Annotated in this window: 25 protein-coding genes and 1 riboswitch; of the genes, 7 read left to right on the top strand and 18 right to left on the bottom strand. The window is 53.3% G+C overall.

Going from position 1 to position 19,813, the window contains the following annotated elements:
* Positions 1-17: 17 nt before the first annotated feature.
* From BLP91_RS04540 to BLP91_RS04515, 6 genes are all read right to left on the bottom strand, one after another.
* Entirely contained in the window at positions 18-1,472 is a 1,455-nt protein-coding gene (locus BLP91_RS04540) for an acyl-CoA reductase (protein ID WP_091567138.1), read from the bottom strand.
* A 5-nt stretch (positions 1,473-1,477) separates the two neighbouring features.
* On the bottom strand, positions 1,478-2,557 hold the full coding sequence (locus BLP91_RS04535; protein ID WP_091567136.1) for a LuxE/PaaK family acyltransferase: 1,080 nt from the start codon (positions 2,555-2,557) through the stop codon (positions 1,478-1,480).
* 58 nt (positions 2,558-2,615) lie between these two features.
* Positions 2,616-2,726: riboswitch (TPP riboswitch) on the bottom strand.
* A 58-nt stretch (positions 2,727-2,784) separates the two neighbouring features.
* Positions 2,785-3,429 carry a 5,6-dimethylbenzimidazole synthase gene (gene bluB, locus BLP91_RS04530; protein WP_091567409.1) on the bottom strand — a complete coding sequence of 215 codons (645 nt, stop codon included), beginning with the start codon at positions 3,427-3,429 and terminating at the stop codon, positions 2,785-2,787.
* Between the two features lie 44 nt (positions 3,430-3,473).
* Positions 3,474-4,226 carry an NRDE family protein gene (locus BLP91_RS04525; protein WP_091567134.1) on the bottom strand — a complete coding sequence of 251 codons (753 nt, stop codon included), beginning with the start codon at positions 4,224-4,226 and terminating at the stop codon, positions 3,474-3,476.
* 16 nt (positions 4,227-4,242) lie between these two features.
* Positions 4,243-4,803, bottom strand: coding sequence for an LOG family protein (locus BLP91_RS04520; protein ID WP_091567132.1), 561 nt, complete (start codon positions 4,801-4,803; stop codon positions 4,243-4,245).
* 56 nt (positions 4,804-4,859) lie between these two features.
* Complete coding sequence (locus tag BLP91_RS04515; protein ID WP_091567130.1) at positions 4,860-5,420, bottom strand: DUF420 domain-containing protein; 561 nt, start codon at positions 5,418-5,420, stop codon at positions 4,860-4,862.
* Positions 5,421-5,637: 217 nt separating this feature from the next.
* Here BLP91_RS04515 and BLP91_RS04510 point away from each other — a divergent pair, with 217 nt between their 5' ends.
* Together BLP91_RS04510 and rraA are read left to right on the top strand one after the other, a co-directional pair.
* Complete coding sequence (locus BLP91_RS04510; RefSeq protein ID WP_176757813.1) at positions 5,638-7,851, top strand: endolytic transglycosylase MltG; 2,214 nt, start codon at positions 5,638-5,640, stop codon at positions 7,849-7,851.
* A gap of 153 nt (positions 7,852-8,004) precedes the next feature.
* Positions 8,005-8,481 (top strand): ribonuclease E activity regulator RraA, encoded by a 477-nt coding sequence (gene rraA, locus BLP91_RS04505; RefSeq protein ID WP_091567126.1) that lies wholly within the window; start codon positions 8,005-8,007, stop codon positions 8,479-8,481.
* Between the two features lie 100 nt (positions 8,482-8,581).
* On the opposite strand, the gene BLP91_RS04500 is transcribed toward rraA, so the two are convergent.
* From BLP91_RS04500 to qoxA, 8 genes are all read right to left on the bottom strand, one after another.
* Positions 8,582-8,833, bottom strand: coding sequence for an amidohydrolase family protein (locus BLP91_RS04500; protein WP_091567124.1), 252 nt, complete (start codon positions 8,831-8,833; stop codon positions 8,582-8,584).
* A 127-nt stretch (positions 8,834-8,960) separates the two neighbouring features.
* Entirely contained in the window at positions 8,961-9,362 is a 402-nt protein-coding gene (locus tag BLP91_RS04495; protein ID WP_143003460.1) for an FxLYD domain-containing protein, read from the bottom strand.
* Between the two features lie 59 nt (positions 9,363-9,421).
* Positions 9,422-9,730 carry a hypothetical protein gene (locus BLP91_RS04490; RefSeq protein WP_091567120.1) on the bottom strand — a complete coding sequence of 103 codons (309 nt, stop codon included), beginning with the start codon at positions 9,728-9,730 and terminating at the stop codon, positions 9,422-9,424.
* A gap of 148 nt (positions 9,731-9,878) precedes the next feature.
* A complete protein-coding gene (locus BLP91_RS04485; RefSeq protein ID WP_091567118.1) occupies positions 9,879-10,874 on the bottom strand; it encodes an acrylyl-CoA reductase family protein in 996 nt (331 codons plus the stop codon).
* 378 nt (positions 10,875-11,252) lie between these two features.
* Complete coding sequence (gene qoxD, locus BLP91_RS04480; RefSeq protein WP_091567116.1) at positions 11,253-11,552, bottom strand: cytochrome aa3 quinol oxidase subunit IV; 300 nt, start codon at positions 11,550-11,552, stop codon at positions 11,253-11,255.
* A complete protein-coding gene (qoxC, locus tag BLP91_RS04475; protein ID WP_091567114.1) occupies positions 11,553-12,167 on the bottom strand; it encodes a cytochrome aa3 quinol oxidase subunit III in 615 nt (204 codons plus the stop codon).
* Positions 12,160-14,148: a cytochrome aa3 quinol oxidase subunit I gene (gene qoxB, locus BLP91_RS04470; RefSeq protein ID WP_091567407.1), complete on the bottom strand. Its 1,989-nt coding sequence runs from the start codon at positions 14,146-14,148 to the stop codon at positions 12,160-12,162. The genes qoxC and qoxB overlap by 8 nt, the downstream gene beginning before the upstream one ends.
* A 35-nt stretch (positions 14,149-14,183) precedes the next feature.
* Positions 14,184-15,074 (bottom strand): cytochrome aa3 quinol oxidase subunit II, encoded by an 891-nt coding sequence (gene qoxA / locus BLP91_RS04465; RefSeq protein ID WP_091567112.1) that lies wholly within the window; start codon positions 15,072-15,074, stop codon positions 14,184-14,186.
* Between the two features lie 375 nt (positions 15,075-15,449).
* Between qoxA and BLP91_RS04460 the strand changes: the two genes are divergently transcribed.
* Positions 15,450-15,797 carry a hypothetical protein gene (locus tag BLP91_RS04460; RefSeq protein WP_091567107.1) on the top strand — a complete coding sequence of 116 codons (348 nt, stop codon included), beginning with the start codon at positions 15,450-15,452 and terminating at the stop codon, positions 15,795-15,797.
* Between the two features lie 3 nt (positions 15,798-15,800).
* Positions 15,801-16,373, top strand: coding sequence for a YdcF family protein (locus BLP91_RS04455; protein ID WP_091567105.1), 573 nt, complete (start codon positions 15,801-15,803; stop codon positions 16,371-16,373).
* Positions 16,374-16,416: 43 nt separating this feature from the next.
* Here BLP91_RS04455 and BLP91_RS04450 read toward each other — a convergent pair whose 3' ends face one another.
* From BLP91_RS04450 to BLP91_RS04440, 3 genes are all read right to left on the bottom strand, one after another.
* On the bottom strand, positions 16,417-16,842 hold the full coding sequence (locus tag BLP91_RS04450; RefSeq protein ID WP_091567103.1) for a DUF2203 domain-containing protein: 426 nt from the start codon (positions 16,840-16,842) through the stop codon (positions 16,417-16,419).
* Between the two features lie 14 nt (positions 16,843-16,856).
* Positions 16,857-17,648 (bottom strand): TatD family hydrolase, encoded by a 792-nt coding sequence (locus BLP91_RS04445; protein ID WP_091567101.1) that lies wholly within the window; start codon positions 17,646-17,648, stop codon positions 16,857-16,859.
* Positions 17,649-17,746: 98 nt separating this feature from the next.
* On the bottom strand, positions 17,747-18,157 hold the full coding sequence (locus tag BLP91_RS04440; protein WP_091567099.1) for a DUF309 domain-containing protein: 411 nt from the start codon (positions 18,155-18,157) through the stop codon (positions 17,747-17,749).
* A 138-nt stretch (positions 18,158-18,295) separates the two neighbouring features.
* Here BLP91_RS04440 and BLP91_RS04435 point away from each other — a divergent pair, with 138 nt between their 5' ends.
* Complete coding sequence (locus tag BLP91_RS04435; protein WP_091567097.1) at positions 18,296-18,520, top strand: DUF1128 domain-containing protein; 225 nt, start codon at positions 18,296-18,298, stop codon at positions 18,518-18,520.
* Between the two features lie 40 nt (positions 18,521-18,560).
* Here BLP91_RS04435 and BLP91_RS04430 read toward each other — a convergent pair whose 3' ends face one another.
* Entirely contained in the window at positions 18,561-18,953 is a 393-nt protein-coding gene (locus BLP91_RS04430) for an acyl-CoA thioesterase (RefSeq protein ID WP_091567096.1), read from the bottom strand.
* A gap of 256 nt (positions 18,954-19,209) precedes the next feature.
* Between BLP91_RS04430 and BLP91_RS16595 the strand changes: the two genes are divergently transcribed.
* Together BLP91_RS16595 and BLP91_RS04420 are read left to right on the top strand one after the other, a co-directional pair.
* The gene (locus BLP91_RS16595; RefSeq protein WP_176757812.1) at positions 19,210-19,347 is read left to right on the top strand and encodes a hypothetical protein; all 138 of its coding nucleotides are present in this window, start codon (positions 19,210-19,212) and stop codon (positions 19,345-19,347) included.
* Between the two features lie 197 nt (positions 19,348-19,544).
* Positions 19,545-19,813: helix-turn-helix domain-containing protein (locus tag BLP91_RS04420; RefSeq protein WP_143003459.1), on the top strand; the 269-nt coding region annotated here is incomplete at its 3' end.

Genomic DNA, 19,813 nt, shown 5'->3' with positions numbered 1-19,813 from the left:
TATTCCTCCTGTTCACATCATTCCGAATAGGGGTTGTGGGGTTCCGCCGCCACTTCTGCAGATGGTTCCACATCAACCAGTCGGACCAAATCTTTCAAGACGGGACGTCCGTCATGATGCCAACCTGAGGAAGGTACCGTCATATGGCCGAGGGCACAGATCCTTGTGATACCCGTCTCGGCCAGCCGATCCGCCAGCTGAAACATCCGCCGGGAGGAAGCGGCGATCCCCGCGGTCTGCAGGTAGGCCCTAAAAGGAGCGATCCGTCCCGCCACCTCCTCCAGGTCGTTGACCGCCGACACCAACACAGCTCGGTTCAGACAGGTAGGCAGCAGAGAAGCATCCCCTGTCTCCTCATAGGCGACGGACCAGAAACGACCATCTCCCCCGATCCACTCCGCTTCCTCCCCTTCCAGGGCTCGCCACTCCGCTTGTTGGTTCCATCGGTTCCATTCGCCGATCTCTCTCGGGGAAAGGGTGCGGCGGGGATAGCGAATCTGCATGATATCCAGCTCATGGGCCAGCATGCGAGCAAATTGGCGAGGGGAGAGCACACCCCCTTTCTCCACATAAAAACAATGGGGAGAGTAACAACCTTGCTGGTCATAGATAGCCACATCCCGTGCCGCCTTGCGAAGGACATCCGCCACCCGGGCTGGGTTGAGTGCCTCTTTTCCCACCAGAGCCAGTCCGAAGCGATGGCCATGGGGCAAAAAGCGAGTGGTTACCGGAATCCGGCTTTGAATCGCCTCCAGGGTTTCATTGCTCCCGTAAGCGGAAACCACTTCCGCTTCTTGAAATAGCAGCCGCTCCCTCGATTCATCGCCGCCCTGCCAACCGACCACCGCCAGGCATCGGGCCAACTTGGGATCCACTTCCTCCAGAGCCTGGGCAAACCAGCCAGCCATCAAGGGCTCCGCCGAGGCCACTTTTCCAATCTGGGCCGATCGGACCAATAACCCTGAGACCAAACTCCACAGGGGAATTCCCGGTACATTGCCCGACCAGATGTGGACCAACAAATGAGGTGATATAGCCCGGGTAAACCCGCCGTTCACCCGGGGCTGAAAGCTGTCCAACATGGCCGGATTCCCAAAATCTTCAGCCAACCAACGCAGCAGCTGGGGTTTGCGGAAGGTTTTCATGGAGGCGGTCAACCCGGTGCGAATCACATCAGGAGCCAGGCCCGTCACCACGGGCAGCCAATCTTCCATCCTGCGGCGGAGCGGGTGATTCCGGTCCAGCAGACGCTCCACCGTTTGGTCGATGCGATGGACCACCTCAGACACAGAGAGTGAGGCCAAGTCGGTTTGTCTGTTTTTCCTCACCACCTCCACTAAACGCTGCAACCCCTTTTCATCGGGTACTGGAACTCGTACCCGACGCCGCTCGCCCCCTTGTTCAAAGGTTTGTTCCCGCCATTGGACCTCTGTCTCCCCCAGTCCGGGATGATAACCCGCTGTCTCCCACATTTCCATCACCCTTTGCTGGAGCGAAGGAATTCTTCAGCTGCCAGAGAGCATCCCCTGGCTTCGGCTCCCTCCGCCCGTCCCATCAGAATAAATCCGCCCTCCACCGCCTTGCCCCAATCTTCAGTCATAACGGCTAAAACCGAGTGAACATTGGCCAGATCATAGTGGACGAGCACACCGGTTTCTCCATAGGGGACGTCCTCGCCACTGACCGGATCGATCACTCGGGTCCGGATCCAATAGGGACCCGATTTTTTAGAGGGGACGGTCTCGTTCCCGTCGTCGTAGAACTGGGTGCTCAATTCCGTCAAACCGTACATATTGATGCAGCGATGACGGGGAACACCGAAGCGCGCCGCCAATCCCGCATAAAACACGTCCGGATCCACATGGCGGCTCTGCCCTTTCAATCCCCCCGTGTCCAGTATCCGGCTTCCCTCCGGCAACCGGAAGGAGAGTCCCTCCTGTTCCAAAAAGTCCATTACATGAACAAAGTGGAAGGAAGCCCCCAACAAGGCACAGGGTTCACCGCTCCTTTCCGCTTCCCGCAGAAAATGGAGCAGACGGGAAAAATGGACCTCCTCCCCGTCGACCAAATAGGAACTGTGTTCCCCGCCAAACTCCCGCACAGCCAGGGACAGGTAGTGGGCCAGGGACGAGTGGGGAAGGGTTTCCGGCCGGGGAAATAAGATTCCCATGGAAAGCACATCCCTTGCTCCCATAAATCGCTGCCGAAAGTTGCGGAGCATGGACCGGTTGTAAATATCCAGCGTCGGGTGCACATGTTTTCCCCGTTTTCCGGGCCGGGTGGTCCCGCTGGTCATAAACACTGCCTCCGCCTCTGCAGGATCGTTACAGCTAAGCGTCGCCTCTTTAAACGCCCTCATCGGCACAGCGGGAATTTCCCACCAATCCTTTACGATGCGGGGAGTGCGTCCGCGGCTTTGGCAAAAACGGCGGTATGGCGGATTGTGCCGGTATTGATATTGAAACAGCTGCAAGGCGAGGTTTTGGAAGGCCGCCTCATCCGCTTCAACCGCTTTCATCATATCTTTCAACCCTTGCAAAACCTCTTTCTCCCCCATCCCACTTCCCTCCTCAAATAAAAAAGCACATTGCGTACGCAAAGTGCTTGAAGATCACCTATCACAAGGTCACTCTCCCTACGCTGGCATTACCCAACAGGTTCCGATGGTCAACGACGGCATAGTCGTAATCTCAGCCCGCTTCCCGCGAGCTCCCATGTGTGGATATGCAATTGTCCCGTTAGCCTTAATGATAGTGGAATCCCCGTCCCCGGTCAAGATAGAATCTAATTTCCCCAGGTATCCCGGTAGATCAGCCGGTTCAGGTCCAAGCGGGATTTCCACCCGGTTTGCTGTAGCATCGGCTCCGACTGGAATTCCACCGGATAACCGATACAGAGATAGGCGACAAGTTGGACGTGATCCGGGAGACCGAGGATCGATTCGGTTTCTTTTGTATCCAGGATGCTGACCCAACCGAGGCCGATTCCTTCCGCCCGGGCAGCCAACCACATGTTTTGTACCGCCAGACAGGTACTGTAAACATCCGTATCCGGCATCGGTCGCTGACCGAGGACAAAGGGAGCATCCCGCCGCCGATCGCAGGTGACGGCAATATTGAGCGGGGACTCCATGATCCCCTCCAGCTTCAACCGGCTGTACAGCTCCTTTCTTTCATCGGCTTCCAGCCGGGCCAACTCCTCGGCATTCACCCGTTCAAACCCCTGTTTGATCCGTCGGCGAATCTTTTCAGATGTGATCAAAATAAAATTCCAGGGCTGCTTAAATCCGACGGAGGGAGCGTGGTGGGCCGCCTCCAAAATCCGTGCCAAAGCCTCCTCCGGGATCGGCTGCGGTGTAAAACGCCGGATATCGCGCCGTGCCCGGATCACTCGATAAATCGCTTCCCGTTCCTCTGGTGAAAAATCCATAGAGACCTCCCCACACTGATGATCCCTCTTCAAAACGTTTTCCATCACGACACGGTAAATCGATAAAGACGATCCTCTTGTTCCTCTCCGGAAAAGGTGCGTTCCACAAAACCAACCTGACCATTGTTGTCCACGGTCAAGATGGTGGAAGAGCGGGTGCCGTAGCCCGGAAGGTCGATCCAGATGGAAGAAAGGCCCCGCTCCATCTCCAAACCGACCCCGGTATCGGGCAGGGTGTGATCAGGAGCCGGATCAGCATCTGCCAGCACCTGAAAGAGGGCCTCCTGCTCCCAGTCGCCGCCACAGTCGCTCAACATCTCCTTTCCCCGTTCCACTTTGGGCCAGGGTGTATCGAGCAAGGCGTTGCTGAGACCGTGGATACCCGGTTGTACCTCCACAATCTCACCTTGACGATTGGAATAATACCAGAGTTGCTCCCGGTCCCCGACGAGAAGATTAAACCCCGCATAGCTCTGGGCTTCGGCCGCCACTTCGGCGAGATATTGCCGAGGTGGTACCTTCTGCATCAAGTAATCCCGGACCAGCACCCCGCGCGAACGTTTCCCCGCAGTCGATTCTTCCGGTTCCCGGTAGTTGGTCAGGGCGGCAAACCGGCCGGCACGGGTCACCCCCATCCAGGTTCCGCCACCGATCCGGTCCCGCCCGGCCAGCAATTGGGGCGCTTCCGGCCAGAAATGGGCTGGCTCCGTCGGTCGTTCGCGAAATTCATCCCGGTTGGCAGCCATCACCAGGGGCATCTGTGGATCCTCCCGAAACGAGAACAGAATCAAACACATTGGTTTTCCCCCTCCATTAGCACTCATTCCCAGAAGATCCAGCCTGTTGGAGCCGGGCCAACAGTTTGCTCGGCCTCTCCTCCGACAGCAACAGCCGGCTGCTTCGCTCCGGAATAAATCCCGCATCCACGATTTTTTGCACCATGTGGATCAGCGGGTTGTAGAAACCGCCGATATTTAACAGTCCGATCGGCTTATGATGGAGACCTAAATGCCCCCAGCTGACCACCTCAAACACTTCTTCCAGAGTGCCGTATCCCCCTGGCAAAGCGATGAAGGCGTCGGCCAGCTCCCCCATCTTCCCCTTACGTTCATGCATATTCCTCACTTCGATCAGTTGCGTCACTTGATGATGGGCCACTTCCCGATCGAACAGTTCCGTCGGCATCACCCCGGTCACCTTCCCGCCCCGTTCCAGAACCGTATCCGCCATCCGACCCATCAAGCCGACCTGGGAGCCGCCGTAGACCAGCTCTAGCCCCTTAGCGGCCAACTCCTCCCCCAATTCCCGAGCCGCCTCCATAAACTGCGGATCCCGTCCCGGACGGGATCCGGCAAAAACACAAATCCGTCTCATCCATTTTCGCCTCCTATGAAAATGGCCCGGTTGCCCGGACCATTTCGCTGTACCGCTTAGTAATAAGGTGAGATCAGGATGTAGACCAGCACCCCTGTAATGCTGACATACAGCCACAAGGGCATCGTCCACCGAGCGATTTTGCGGTGTTTTTCTACTTTCATATTGATTCCCCTGAAAAAAGTGACCAATGCCAAGGGAACGATCACCGCAGCCAGCACAATGTGGGTGATCAGGATGAAATAATAGACAGTCGCGATCAACCCTTCCCCGCCAAAACTGGTAGAGGGGGCATTGGCATGGTAGTAAAGATAAGAGATCAAAAAGAGAAAGGTGGATCCGAACGCCGCAAAGATAAACCGGCGGTGCATCACAATATTCTTTTTCCGGATAAAATAGAAGGCCACCAACAGAAACAAGGTGGTAAAGGTGTTAAAGATCGCATTTAAACGCGGCAAAAACAGGAGCTGCTCGTGCCCCGTCGTCTGTTCTTTCGGCATCAGGTACAGCCCGGTCAAGCCGGCCAGGATGAAGATCGACAACCCGATCACCCAAGGGGTGTAGTTTGCCTTTTTCCCTTGTCCTTCATCCCGACGTTTTTCGTTATGCTGCTTCATCGCATAATCACCTGTCTGTTTTGAAAGTTTCTGCCGATATTATAGCATGGCCGACATAGCAGCCGGATATGGGAAATTAACAAAAGCGTGGCGACGATTGATACTTAAGTATTAATCCGATTTAAAACTTCAAACGCATTGCGGTAAAATCATACAATCGATAAAATGTCCTCGGAAGACCATCACCGTATAGATGAAATCATCAAAGGGAGTGCGTATGTCACAATACCATGAGTGGAAGGGAACCACCCTGACTCGGAAAGAAAAATACCGATGGGCCAAATACGGTGGGTACCACCCTTTGGTTTGGTTCCTGATCGTCGGGACGGCGATCACGCGTATCGCCTCATTCATGAGCCTTCCATTCCTGGCTATCCATCTTTCGGAAAACCTCCATCTCGATGCGTTTACAGTGGGGCTCACTCTCGGTATGGCGGGCTTGACCGGATCCGTCGGCGGATTTATCGGCGGTTATCTGTCCGACCGCTGGGGTCGCGGCCGCATCATGTCGTCTTCTTTTTTTGTCTGGACCGGGGTCTTCTTCGGCTTCTTTTTTGCCGAATCTTTTCGCGATTTTTTATTGCTCAATACATTGAACGGACTGTGCCGCGCTTTTTTTGAACCCACATCCCAAGCGCTGATGGCCGATGTATCCACGCAAAAGCAGCGGCTCAAAATTTTCAGCTACCGCTACATTGCCATCAACGTTGGCATGGTGGTAGGCCCCCTGTTAGGCGCTCTCCTGTACGGCATCATCGGGATGCACGTGTTTTTGTACACAGGAATCATCTATACCGGCTATTATTTATTGCTCAACGTCATTCTGCTGATCTACCGAAAGGATACCGGTGTCCGCAGACAAAGCCGGAAGGAAGAGCGCATCCACTTCCGTGACTGTGTAAGGGTGGTTCGTCGGGACCGGGCTTTGAGATATTTCGTTTTGGCGGGAATTTTATTTTTTGTCGCCTACTCCCAAGTGGAATCCTCCCTGCCCATCTATATGGTCGCACAGGAGGGCACCGGGGAAAGCCTGTATCCAGTCCTGTTGTCGATCAATGCGGGAATGGTCGTCTTTCTTCAATACTTCATTTCCACGTGGGCAGAAAAAAGAAATATCCTTACCAGCTTGTGGATCGGATCCCTGTTCTGCGCCGGCGGTTTTTTTGCTTTTGCCGCTGGCAGCCAAGATACCGCCTTTATCAGCGGCATTGTGATGATCACCCTGGGAGAGATTTTGATTTTCCCCGTATCCAGCCTGTTTATCGACCGCATTGCCCACGAACGGATGCGGGGGACTTATTACGGCGCCAACAACCTGGGACAACTGGGATTATTTATCGGTCCTTTGGCCGGTGGATGGCTTCTCGATCAGATCGAGGGCCACAAGCTCTGGTTGCTCATGGCTTTTATCAACATGCATATTATCATTTTTTATGCTTTAGGTTACCGAGCCTATGGGAAACAACAAGGGATCACCATTCTGGATACCCTGCGCAGCATCGCCGTGGATTTAAAATTGATCTCCCCTCTCAAATGGAGCATCAAGGCGATACCCATCGTCTCTTTTATCGGACTGGCGGTGTTACTGCCTTACCCAGTCTTTGAACAAGGACTGAAAGCTCCGGCCCGCACGGAGACGGTGCAGATCCACATCCCAGAGGGAGCCTCCTATTCTGACGTCGGAAAAATGCTAGCCAACAAGCAGGTGATCCACAACCATTTGATCTTCCCCTTGTACGCCACCAGCCACACCCTGTTTCGCGACTTCCACCTGCAACCGGGAACCTATCAAATTCCGCCAGACATGGAGATCCAGCAAGTGATGTCCACCTTGTCCAAAGGGACGATCCAGTTTACCGTTCCACCGGGAAGCGATGTGCAAGATGTGGCGGATATTTTGGAAAGAGAAGGGATTCCAAAACAGTCCTTTTACCAGGCGATCAACCAGGCAAAATATGATTTCTCCTTCCTGGCTCATCACAACGCCACAGGGGACAACCACCGTCTAGAAGGCTATCTTTTTCCCGGGTCCTACGAATTTAATCGCGACGTCAAAGCGAAAACCATCGTCCATCACATGCTGCAACGCTTTGAACAGCAATTAACCACCGACATGGAACAACAATTAAAACAGGGAAACCTGTCGGTAAAGCAGTGGGTTACCGTCGCCTCCCTGATCGAAGAGCGGAGGAGCGACGATCAGCAAAAGCCTGATATCGCCCGGGAAATATACGACAAAATCAATCGAAATCAGTTGCAACTGCCTCCGGAACCCGTCAATAATCCGGGACCGGAATCCTTACATGCAGCCGCGAACCCAGCTCCTAGGGAGACGGTCCCTACTTCCCCATCGACTGTATCATCCCGGGATCGGGCCGAAGAAGGAACAGAGACAAGTGACCTGCCACAGAAAAAAGAGACCGCACCCTGATCGATCGGACCCGGTGTATCACCCGGGTTTTATCTATAACACCAACCCCCGGAAGCATCATGTGAAGAAAACCTGAATTTTTCTTACAGTCCTGTTGTCTCATTAAACGACATTCGGCTACTATTGTTATACAACAGGAGAAAGGGTGTTTCTGTGAAAACAGCGGACGTATGCGACCAATATCATGAAGAGTTGCAAATCTGTGAACCGATGTTCCGCTCCTTTGGAGGAAAACAGCAATTTTCCGGTCCCATCGCCACGGTGAAGGTATTTAAAGACAATGTACTGGTTCGCGAGGCCCTGGAAACCGTACCGGAAGGCTCCGTCCTGGTCGTGGACGGCGGCGGTTCCAAACAATGCGCCCTGATGGGGGACCGGCTGGGAGAGATCGCCGTCTCCCGGGGACTGGCCGGCGTGATTATCAACGGCTGTGTCCGGGACTCGGCTGAGTTGAGCCAGATGGAGATCGGTGTGATGGCCCTCGCCCCGATGCCGCTAAAAAGCCGCAAAGAAGGAAAAGGCGACCGGGATATCCCCGTAACCTTCGGCGGAGTCAACTGGGAGCCCGGCCACTATGTATACGCTGACGAAGACGGCATCGTCGTCTCCCCTAGGTCCTTAGAATTCTGATCCCACACAAAAAAGACCGGCTTCACACCAGCCTCCAGCTGTCGAGTACGCTCGGCAGCTTGTTTTTTGCTTCCCCACACCCATTTGAATGCTGCTCCCCTCATTCGTCTTTCCTGTAAGGTGCCAACATGTCGTCCACTGTGTGGATCCACCCGTTTTTCATGACCTTTTGCACGTGATTAGCTTCCTGCGGATTGCCTGTAACAAATACGAAGTCGGCCAGTTTTCCGCGTTCATTGGTGCCAAGATCCTCGGCGACGCCCATCTTTTTCACCGGTAGGTAGGTAACCGTGCGAAGGACTCCATCAGGCGTCATCCCATAGCGCACCATCGCCCGAAGGTTTAAATGCAAGCTGACAGCCACATCCTATATTTATACTATTACGAAAACTATATCCGACTCGGGGACGTTTTCTCGACCATGTCCGTCAACTAAAAAGAGTGTGGAGTTTCACCTCCACACCCATTTCCTCATCGGATCATTTTTTCGCCTGTTCCCCGACAAAGAGGGGATAGGCATGAGCTTCAACTTGAGTGGCTTGATCGGTAACTTCGGCCGGGAGTTGGTCATCCTGGGCTGTAAAGCCAATCCTGTCTCCCGGGCGAATGTCGCGGTTCAAATAATCGCCGATGACGGCTACCAATTGACCCTCTTTATCTTTGAGAGCGGTGACCACAAATACGTCTTGCACAGTTTCCCGGTCAGGGTTAGCCACCTTGCCTCTCACTACCGGTTGGCGATCGTCCCTCTCGTCGCGTTGGAGCTCTTTCACCTGAAGTTCCGCCGGTTCCTTATAAGCCGGATGGTATTCTGTATGTAAGGTGACCTCGCGCAGCTCCTCCGGTTTTTGGGCCGCTTCCATCGGGACGGTGCTGCCCACATAAGCGGACTCACCCGGATGGATCACCTTGGGTACGACGGCCAGGACTTCTTCCTTGGCTAACAGACGCCCATCTTTGTCCTGGAAACGGAGTTGTACCGAATCAAAACGAACCGGTTTTTTCCTGTATTTTTTATCTCAGCAGCCCCATGGGCCATCACTTTTCCCTCGGATGTCTTCCAGGAATCCCACACCGGAGTGCTTTTCACCTTAAACTGTCGGGGGGCTTCCGCTTGCGCCAACTGAACTTGTTCCTTCGGGTTTGCTTTCGCTTCCTCTGGCGTCTCACTATCGGAGGAGCAGGCGGACACCAATAGCAACAAACCCACCCCGATCCAACTCACCGATCTCATCTTTCTGGCGACCACGTTTCTCCCTCCTGTCTCTATCTCTTAACCCTTATCTGGTATACAGATCATATCTTACCACACTCGAAAGCTGACAAGGACAGTTTTTCTCACAAAAAAGCCTCCACCGATAGGTGGAGGGTTGTCGGGAGCTGATGGGGTCAGCCGGTCAGGAGAGCTGGACCAAGATACGGCCGCGCACCCCGCCTTCCAGGATCGTGGACATCGCTCGGGGCAGCTCCTCCAACGTGATTTCCTCCGCCCCGATATAGGGGAGCTGTCCTTCCGGTTTCAAGTCTGCCGCCAGACGATTCCATACTTTCCGACGAAAATCGTTGGAAATATGGGCCGAGTCAATCCCGAGCAGGTTCACCCCTCGCAAGATGAAGGGGAAAACCGTCGACGAAAACTTCGGTCCTCCAGCCAAGCCGCTCAGGGCGACACAGCCGCCGAAATCCATGGTACTGAGCAGGTAGGTCAAGGTCTCGCCACCGACGGGATCCACTGCCCCAGCCCAACGTCGCTTCTGCAGCGGACGTTTTGCTCCGGACAGTTCCTCCCGAGATAAAATTTCAGAAGCCCCCAATTGGCGGAGATAATCATGCTCGGAACTTTTCCCCGTTCCGCAAACGACAGTGTAACCTCTTTTCGCCAGCATGGCGACAGCGGTGCTGCCCACTCCGCCAGTTGCACCCGCTACCAATACGGGCCCTTTTTCCGGATTCAACCCGTTCTCCTCCATCCGCTGGATCGACATAGCGGCAGTAAAACCGGCGGTTCCGTATACCATCGCCTCCTTGAGGGTCAACCCTTCCGGCAGGGGAATGATCCAATCCCCCGGCACCCGGGCCATTTCACTAAATCCACCATCATGGGAAACCCCCAGCTGAGCACTGGCAACAATCACCTCATCCCCTTCTTTATAGCGGGGATCGTCGGAATGGACGACGGTACCTGCCAAGTCGATCCCGGGGATCAAGGGGTAGGTTTCCACCACGTTTCCGTCGGGAATGCCGGCCAGTCCATCCTTGTAATTGACGCCAGACCAAGCGACGCGAACCACCACTTCGCCCGGGGAAAGGTCGTCTACAGTCAACTCTTTCAAATCCAGAGAAAACGAATCATTGGACTTGTCCACTACCCATGCGCGAAACCGCTGACTCAAAAGGATCCCTCCCAGTTGAAAGCGTTCTTCAACATTGTACCACCTCGATGGCCGACGCAGCCATCAGCGACCCGGACGAACGGCTGGGTTCATCAGCCCATCCACCTTTCCCTATTCAACCGGCGCCGTCCATCAGCTCGATCACACCGAAATACCCGATCACATAAGCCAAGACCATGCACATGAGAGCAAAAACCCAAAAACGCATAAGCCCCTTCCCCTTCCCGTTTAGATTTTACAAATACATTTATACCACCGGTCCCATCGAGGCTCAATCCGACAAAGGATCCAGTCGATTCTCCCTTCGCCGTATTAGAATAAGGAGTTCGCTCCATAAAAAAAGCCGGCGCCAAGCGCCGACCGTACAAATCGAAAGCATTATTGGGTCATGGTATTGTACAGCATGATCCAGATCGAACCCGCCACCACCACAATGGCGACAAAGATACCATAACCGAGGGAGAGGAGCTGGTAGATTTTGCTTCCTTCTGTCACATGCATGAAATAGATCAGCTGTACGACCATCTGCAGGATAGCCAGAACAACGATTCCGATCAATTTCACCGAGGCAGGCAGCGATGTGTAGAGCGCCACAAACAGGGCGACAAAGGTTAACACCAGCGAAAAGGCGTAACCGGCCACATGATGTTTAGCCGACGCTTGTTTTTGTTGACTCATTTAGCTCACCAACCCCGTCAAGTAGACTGCTGTAAAGACGAAGATCCAGACGACATCGAGGAAGTGCCAGTACAAACCGGCGATAAACAGTTTGCGAGAAGTGATCGGGGTCAGTCCCCGTTTCACCACCTGGATGAGGAGCAGGGAGACCCACAATATCCCGAGTGAGACGTGGACGCCGTGGGTACTCAGCAGCACGTAGAACGCGGAGAGGAAGGCGCTGGTGCCGATGGTGGCGCCCTCGCCTACATATTTGATAAATTCTCCGATCTCCATGACCATAAAACCGAGCCCGAGAAGGAGGGTGAGTCCCATCCACATCAGGACGCCTTTCTTTTGGCCCAACCGCATCTTCAGTGTGGCCAAACCGCAGGTAAAGCTGGAGGTCAACAAGATTAAGGTTTCCGCCATAAACTCCTTAACCTCAAACAAATCCTTCGCTGTCGGCCCACCGGCGGTCTGATCCTTAAAAACTAGGTAGGTGGCAAACAGGGTGGAAAACAGAACCACCTCCGCCGCCAGGAACACCCAAAACCCGAAAATTTTCAGCCGGCCATCCTCGGTTTGGTACTCGGGAAAATCGGGCAGATTGACCTTTTGATCCAATTCAGCCATCGTTTACGACCCCCCTCGCGCTTCTTCCGCCGGCATTTTTGATTTCCTCCGCTGCTGCATCCCGGAGCTCTGTTACCGGCACTTCATGGTGGTCGTGGTAATCAGTGAGGGAGCGCCACATCATGCAGAGAAGAACTCCCAGAATGCCTGCAAGGCCGACTGGGATCCACTCGAAGACAAACCCGAATCCAGCAACAAACCAGAATCCGGCCATCACCGCCGGTATACCAGTGTGGTTAGGCATATGGATCGGCTTTAAGGGTGTCTTCTCCTCGAAGATGGTCTCCCCTTTCTTCTTGGCCCGCCACAGTGGATCCTGACCGGTTATACGGGGGACACGGGCAAAGTTGTAATGGGGAGGCGGCGAAGCAATCGCCCATTCGAGGGTGCGTCCGTTCCATGGATCGCTCTCATAATCCCGTTTCGCGTGACGGATGCTGTAAATGATCGCCCACACCAGCAGGACGAAACCGGCTCCCATGACAAAGGTACCGACGGTTTCGATGAAGTTTAAGCCTGTCCAACCGAGACCTTCTCGGTAGGTGTAAATCCGCCGCGGCATCCCCTTCAGACCGACCAGATACATTGGGATGAAGGTCATGTTAAAGCCGATCACAAACACCCAGAAAGCCCACTTGGAGATCCGTTCGTTGATTTTAAACCCGAACATCTTGGGCCACCAGTAATACAGGCCGGCCAGACAGCCGAAGACGGTTCCGCCGATCAGCACATAGTGGAAGTGACTGATCAAGAAGTAACTGTTGTGGTATTGATAATCCGCAGGGGCGGATGCCAGCATCACCCCGGTCACCCCACCGATAATAAAGTTGGGGATAAAAGCCAGGGACCAGAGCATCGGGGTTGTAAACTCGATACGCCCTTTGTACATGGTAAACAACCAGTTAAACACCTTCACCCCGGTGGGGATGGCGATCGCCATCGTCGTGATCGAAAACACGGAGTTGATCCAGGGACCGTTCCCCATGGTGAAGAAGTGGTGAACCCAGACGAGGAAGCTGAGTGCCGAAATGGCCACGATCGACACCACCATCGCCGAATAGCCGAAGAGACGTTTGCGGGCGAAGGTGCTAATCACTTCCGAGAAGATCCCGAAGGCGGGCAAAATCACGATATACACTTCGGGGTGTCCCCAAATCCAGAAAAGGTTGGCCCACATCATCGGCATGCCGCCACCATCGATGGTGAAAAAGTGAGCCCCCAACAGGCGATCAAAGGTGAGCAGGGCCAAGGCCACCGTCAACACCGGGAAAGCGAAGACGATGATCACCGATGTGATCAAAGTAGACCAGGTGAACATCGGCATCCGCATCAGGGTCATCCCCGGCGCGCGCATCTTGAGAATGGTGACCAGGAAGTTGATCCCTGTAGCCAGAGTCCCGATCCCGGAGATCTGCAAGCCCCACAGATAGTAGTTGATCCCGATACCCGGAGTTAACTCTTCACCGGCCAGAGGCACATAGTTGGTCCAACCCGCGTCGGGGGAACCCCCGATCACAAAGGAGAGGTTAAACAACAGCGCCCCGGCAAAAAACAGCCAAAAACTGATGGCGTTTAAGGTGGGAAAAGCCACATCCCGCGCCCCAATCTGAAGCGGGACAGCCACGTTCATCAGCCCGATCAGAAAGGGCATCGCCATAAAGATAATCATCACCGTACCGTGAGTGGTGAATATCTCGTTGTAATGCTGGGCATCCAAAAATTCCAAGTTGGGCAGCGCCAACTGTATCCGCATCAGGAGCGCGTCCACGCCTCCTCGAAACAGCATCAGCAGCGCGGACACAATATACATAATCCCGATTTTCTTATGATCGACGGTGGTCAGCCATTCGTCCCACAGCCACCGCCATTTTTTATATTTCGTGAGGACGAAGACGATGCCGAGGGTGACGAGGATAATGGATATCCACGCCCCGTTGATCAAAGGGTTACCCCAGACGATCAATTGATCCGGCATCTTCATATCAAACAGGTCCACGGCTCCGACCTCCTTTTCGCTCAATGGGAGTTAGACTCATGATGTTCTTTGGATGATCCGTGCCCGTGTCCATGATCGGATGAATCCTTCTTCTCATCTTCCGGATAAGAGGAGAACGTCATCCGTCCCACTGTGCCCGGCTCCAACAGCTTCTCAAACTCTTCTTTTGACTGGGCGGGAGCCGTCTCTTTCACCTGCTTCACCCAGTCGTCAAAATCGGAAGGCTTCTCCGCTTCCACAGTAAATTCCATCTTTGCAAAGTCCCTACCGGTAAAGTTCGCCCCTCGGCCTAGGTAAGTGCCTGGTTTATCCGCTTCCAGCCAGAGATACATCGGCATCTTGGCCATGGTATATTCCTGTCCTCCCAACTCCGGCACCCAGAAGGAGTTCATCGCATCATGGGATTCCAACTGGAATCGAACCGGCACGTTGGCAGGGATTTTTACGTAGTTCACCGTCTCGATCCCCTGCACCGGATATTTAAAAATCCATTTCCACTGAGCCGACTCCGCTTCAATGGTGATCGGCTCCTTATCCGGGCTGGGAGACTTCTCGAGATCAAAGGTGGTGGTCACTGTCGGAACGGCCAATGCGATCACGATAATGACCGGAATCATGGTCCAAACCACTTCAAGAAGTCGATTGCCCTCTTGATCCGGCGGCTCATACCCTTCATTTTCCGGGCGCGCCCGGTACTTGATCAGAATCACCACAAATAGGGTAAATACGACCACCAGGATCACCGACATCAAGATGATGGACCACATGATCAGGTCGTACTGTTTTTGGGCCACTGGCCCCTGGGGATTCAGTACCCCAGCCTTGATATTGCTGCTGCAGCCGGTGAGAAAAAACATCAGCATGCCGACGACAGTCAGCCATTTCCATCGCCCTTTCAGGAACGGTTCCATCCCCATCCCCTCCCTCGATCGTGATGTCATAGGAAAACGTGTATTTCAGTAGGTGCCAGGTCACGATGTCCACGCATCCCGGCGGGCGATCACTTGTTAAATGTGCAATACATCACGTTTATGTGTGCGTTTTATCACTTTTATCGTAGCAAACGGACCGATCGTTGACGTCTTCTGCCATCGATATTGATAAAAGTTTCACCAGTCAGTAACGAACCTGTCAGCAATCCTCCACGTTTTCGACACATCCCAGGAAATGTTTGAGAAACCAAAAAAAAGACCCTTTCGGGTCACTGGTGCTTCTTTTGCGGAAATAAAAGATCTGTTATAGTTATGGATATTGCCAAGGATCTGTAAGATAGGGAGGAAATACAGGTGAATATCCGGATCAGTAACCAGGCAGCAGCACGACTTCACGCGCTGTTACTGGAAGAGCCAGACCAGGACAAGCTGAGTGTACGATTGGTTCCTCTCACCACCGGATGCGGCACCCCTTCCTTTGCGCTGGAGCTGACCGAGGTGCGCCCTGGTTTTTTCACTACAGAAACCAAAGGCATTCGTTTCAGTTATTCAACGGAAGAAAAAGACTGGCTGGACGGCATCGTGATTGACTGGAACCGGGAAACTCACAAATTTTCCATCTTTCACCCGGATCCTCTCCTCTCAGATGATTGCCCTGCTCCTGACACAGACGGTTTTTGCCGCCAGGAGGCGAGAGAGTGATCCATGCACTGGATAGCCATCCTTATCTGCGTTGCTGCCATCACTGGCAGCTTCTGGTTGTGGGGTTCCGTTTCCGCCTACCGGAACAGAGAGACGCCATCGATCCAAAGGGAGGGGGCAATCATTCTCGGGGCTTCTCTTTCCGGTAACAGAGCCAGCCCCGCTCTGATCGAGCGGATGGAGCATGGCCTGAGCCTCTACCGGAAAGGAATCACCCCTCTGTTGATCCTGTCGGGAGGGAGTCCACGGGGAAAGCAGGTGAGCGAAACGGAAGTGATGCAGGATTATCTGCAAGCCCGCGGGGTGCCGAAGTCCGCCCTCCTATTGGAACCTCATTCATCCAATACGATGGAAAACCTGTCCCATACCCGGGACATCGTTAAAGCTCGGGGGATCGGGACCGTCTACCTGGTCACCCATGATTATCACATGTTTCGAGCCCTCCGCTGTGCCCGTGACGTCGGTCTTTCAGTGGCGCCTGCACCGGTCCACAGCCGCACCTTATGGATGCCTTACCACAAGTGTCGGGAATGCCTCGCACTGATCAAATACCTCCTGATGACAAAAGCGCGATGATAAAAGACACCGTGTTTTATGTTGTCGGAAAAGAAGGTGTGGTTCAGGGCGTGTCTCTCTCAAAGGCCCCATCCACTTCTTTGCGGTCGCAAAACGCTTCCCAAGGGTAATACCAGTACCGCACTTCTTCTTCATCGGCTGTCCAACAGAGAAGCACCTCTTCTCCCTGTCGCAGAGCAGGAAATAGCACCCTCCCGCCCTTGATCTCCTTTATCTGAACACCGGTCCGATTCATTCCGTCGATCATCGCTCGGACCTGGATGTTGACAAATTCCAGCTCCGCCTCCAATGTGAAATAGGAATCTTCCCCATCAGCACCCCCGCCGATGCGAGTCCGCTGAGCTTTCAGTTCCCGATATTTTTTCTCAAATTGGCGACGTAGTGAGTGAAGTCCATCCAAATGCTTTCTCAGCTGAGGAAGCATTCGATTCGCCTCGGCCACGGTAAAATATTTTTTCTCCTTTTCCATTTGAATCACCTGTCTCAAAAAGATCGGTTGAACAGCCGCTCCGCATTGGCGGTCGTCTGTTTAGCCACTTGCAACAGGGAGATCCCTTTTACTTGGGAGACCGCTTCCGCCGTACGCTCCACCCAAGCCGGCTCGGCTGGCCGATTGCGGAAGGGCCCCCCATGGGGCCAAGGGGCGTCCGTTTCCAACAGCAGCGAAGATAACGGAATCCGTTTGACTAACTCCCGATCCCGCTTCCGATAACACACTTCCGGTGTGACTGAGATCATGTATCCAGCACCTACAATCTCATCTACCACCTGTTCCGGTGCTTTCAGCCAGTGAAAAACCGCTTGTCTCACGCTGTGGGCCTGAAGCAGGCGAAAAACGGCCTCCGCGCTGTCATGAACCGCATGCAGGATCACCGGCACATCCAATTCCACCGCGATTTGCAAAAATCGTTCCAATACTCCCTTGTGCTCCGGGTTAGGTGGCGCTGTCCGCTCCGTTGGGGACAATGTATACCAGGGAAGTCCCACTTCGCCTACGGCACAGATCTGATTCCGGCGGGCCCGAATCTGTTGGAGCACCCCGTTCACCTCGCCCCAGTTCACTTTTTGCTCCGGATGATAGCCTAAGGCGATCTGCAGAAAATCGGAATATCGTCTTTTCATCTGGAGTAGATCCGTACAGGAAGCGGCATCCGTACCTACAGCTACGGCGCCGACCACTCCCGCTTTTCGCGCCCGATCCACCATGCTATCCAGCTTATCTTCCGGAAGCCGGTCCCAGTGTACATGGGTATCTACTAAACGAACAGTGTGCATCCATCTTTCCCTCCTTCATTCATAAAGGCCTTCCATTCAGTCGGTCAACAGACGGTGCTCCCCTCCCGGTCAAATGATCAATTATCAATCCCTCTCTCTTATCTTCCCCCCCTGTCCATCTCCCTCACACGCTTTTGCAGGCGGGGGTCGAGGATCCGAATATTCAAATCGAGAAAGGAGGAGGGGACCTCACTCTTCAGCCGTCTCAGATAGTATTCCGCATCCCGCTGAAGACGGGCCAAATCAATGCCCAACGCATCATCGGGATAAGGGCTCAGTTTATCGAGAGCCCGTTGAAACAGTTTGCGGGCACCGTTTACATTGCCGTTGCGATGATGGTACAAAGCGACAGCTACCTGCAACAACCCCTGGTACAACAGCTCCCGTCCTTCCTCCATCCACAGTTCCTCCAACACCTCATGACATTCAAAGTAATCCCGATCCACGTTAAAATGATAAAGAAATCGGATAAACAGGGGAGAAAACCGGCGATCCGGATCAGAAGTCACTTTTTTCCCTCCTTTTTCTATAGGCTTGATTTTGGTCCCTGGTTGAATGTAGCATCATGAATGAGATATGGGAGCTTCTCTTCTCACACTGAAACCGGATTCTGATCAGCGAAGACCGCGGTCAGAGAGGAGGATACGATGAATCTGGATCAACCGAGCCGGGAAAATCTGACCTTTATGATTAATGAGATCAAAGACAGGCTCAACCTGGTAAACGCCGCCATCATCCGCCCGGAAGATTACCCCATGGACGTTTACGAAGATGTGCAGGAGATTTATGAAATGGTGGAAAAGAAACAGGGTTCACTCACCATGATGGAGCTGGAAGGGATTCTGCAGGAATTGGGGGACCTCCGAAAATAAGGGGAATGAAGAAAAACCGCCGAATGGGGCGGTTTTTTGGTCAGGAAAATTGCCGGGCCAACTCTTCAGGCATAGGAACGCTCCGCCTCTCCTTCAGATCGATGGTCACACTGACCACCTCCGCATCGGCCACACGATCCCCTTGCTCATTTTCAATCACATGCTCCAGCACATAACTGCTCCGCCCCTTCCGCAAGGGGCGGGTTTTGATCGTCAGCTGTTCTCCCTGCCGAGCTTCTTTTCGATAATTGATATTGATATTGACGGTCACCGTCCCCACATTCATCTCCGTAAATCGGTCAAAGGAAAGGTTTGCCCGATTGTACCAGTCTTCCCGTCCCCATTCCATGTACTCCAAATATTTTGCGTTATTTACATGACCCATCACGTCGATCTCTGTCGGGCGTACTTCGATGGTAATCGATGTCTCCATCCTGCATCCCCTTTCCAAACCGATGTTTGCGCATATTCTACCACGGTTTGATACACCCTACCAGTAATGCCATTCTTAGCAGGTGCATATGGAAAAAATTACGCAAAAAAGCCAACCTGGAAAAAAGGCGTCACACCTTCTCTTTCGTTATTATATACTGTTTAATGCCATATAACCTATTGACATCCGTATAAAACGGAGTATCTTTAAATTAGAGTATATTTACTCCCTATATCACCATAAAGGAGGGATAACCATGAAAAAACAGCAGGCGGCCAACCAAGTTCGCGAGGAATTTCCCGTACCTGCCGGGATCATCCCCCACTTTCTTCTCAAAAAGAAGAAGCGAGGCAAGCGGCTGAGCCAAGCATCTACAGACAACAAACTTCAATGATGAGGTGATGAGCATCCGATCATCCAACAAAGCAATGTTGGCATACAAAAACCCGCCGTAGACTTCCCCTTCGGGAAGGTTTACGGCGGGTTTTTTCATTAATGGAAAACCCCCGGCTTTCTGCCGTGATGTGCACCCCTTAAAGTAGACACAGGAAAAACCCCCTGTGAACGGAACTACTTTTAAGGGGTGTTTTCATGGCGAAAAAAGGACAGAAGTTCAGGCATTATCCCTTTTCACTGAAGATGCAAGCCGTTCAAATGAGACTGCAGGGTGTAACCAAACGGGAGGTAGCCGAAAGGTTGGGGATCCATGACGTGAGCCGCTTGAAGGTCTGGTTGCGTCAATATAAGTTAAAAGGATCCGAAGGGCTACAAGACCGCCGGGGAGGGCGAAAGAGGCCACTGCAAAAGGATGAATATGTCCGTCAGCTGGAATTGGAGAACGATGTCTTAAAAAAGTGGTT

This window comes from Melghirimyces thermohalophilus, from assembly GCF_900102685.1.
GTDB classification, from domain to species: domain Bacteria; phylum Bacillota; class Bacilli; order Thermoactinomycetales; family DSM-45169; genus Melghirimyces; species Melghirimyces thermohalophilus.
This window is presented reverse-complemented; position numbering and strand designations above follow the sequence as displayed.

What these genes read in the sequence shown, in the direction of transcription:
- BLP91_RS04540 (WP_091567138.1), bottom strand. Translation starts at nt 1,472, where the DNA reads ATGTGGGAGACAGCGGGTTATCATCCCGGACTGGGGGAGACAGAGGTC.
- BLP91_RS04535 (WP_091567136.1), bottom strand. Translation starts at nt 2,557, where the DNA reads ATGGGGGAGAAAGAGGTTTTGCAAGGGTTGAAAGATATGATGAAAGCG.
- bluB (WP_091567409.1), bottom strand. Translation starts at nt 3,429, where the DNA reads ATGGATTTTTCACCAGAGGAACGGGAAGCGATTTATCGAGTGATCCGG.
- BLP91_RS04525 (WP_091567134.1), bottom strand. Translation starts at nt 4,226, where the DNA reads ATGTGTTTGATTCTGTTCTCGTTTCGGGAGGATCCACAGATGCCCCTG.
- BLP91_RS04520 (WP_091567132.1), bottom strand. Translation starts at nt 4,803, where the DNA reads ATGAGACGGATTTGTGTTTTTGCCGGATCCCGTCCGGGACGGGATCCG.
- BLP91_RS04515 (WP_091567130.1), bottom strand. Translation starts at nt 5,420, where the DNA reads ATGAAGCAGCATAACGAAAAACGTCGGGATGAAGGACAAGGGAAAAAG.
- BLP91_RS04510 (WP_176757813.1), top strand. Translation starts at nt 5,638, where the DNA reads ATGTCACAATACCATGAGTGGAAGGGAACCACCCTGACTCGGAAAGAA.
- qoxD (WP_091567116.1), bottom strand. Translation starts at nt 11,552, where the DNA reads ATGAGTCAACAAAAACAAGCGTCGGCTAAACATCATGTGGCCGGTTAC.
- qoxC (WP_091567114.1), bottom strand. Translation starts at nt 12,167, where the DNA reads ATGGCTGAATTGGATCAAAAGGTCAATCTGCCCGATTTTCCCGAGTAC.
- qoxB (WP_091567407.1), bottom strand. Translation starts at nt 14,148, where the DNA reads ATGAAGATGCCGGATCAATTGATCGTCTGGGGTAACCCTTTGATCAAC.
- qoxA (WP_091567112.1), bottom strand. Translation starts at nt 15,074, where the DNA reads ATGGAACCGTTCCTGAAAGGGCGATGGAAATGGCTGACTGTCGTCGGC.
- BLP91_RS04455 (WP_091567105.1), top strand. Translation starts at nt 15,801, where the DNA reads ATGCACTGGATAGCCATCCTTATCTGCGTTGCTGCCATCACTGGCAGC.
- BLP91_RS04450 (WP_091567103.1), bottom strand. Translation starts at nt 16,842, where the DNA reads ATGGAAAAGGAGAAAAAATATTTTACCGTGGCCGAGGCGAATCGAATG.
- BLP91_RS04445 (WP_091567101.1), bottom strand. Translation starts at nt 17,648, where the DNA reads ATGCACACTGTTCGTTTAGTAGATACCCATGTACACTGGGACCGGCTT.
- BLP91_RS04435 (WP_091567097.1), top strand. Translation starts at nt 18,296, where the DNA reads ATGAATCTGGATCAACCGAGCCGGGAAAATCTGACCTTTATGATTAAT.
- BLP91_RS04430 (WP_091567096.1), bottom strand. Translation starts at nt 18,953, where the DNA reads ATGGAGACATCGATTACCATCGAAGTACGCCCGACAGAGATCGACGTG.
- BLP91_RS16595 (WP_176757812.1), top strand. Translation starts at nt 19,210, where the DNA reads ATGAAAAAACAGCAGGCGGCCAACCAAGTTCGCGAGGAATTTCCCGTA.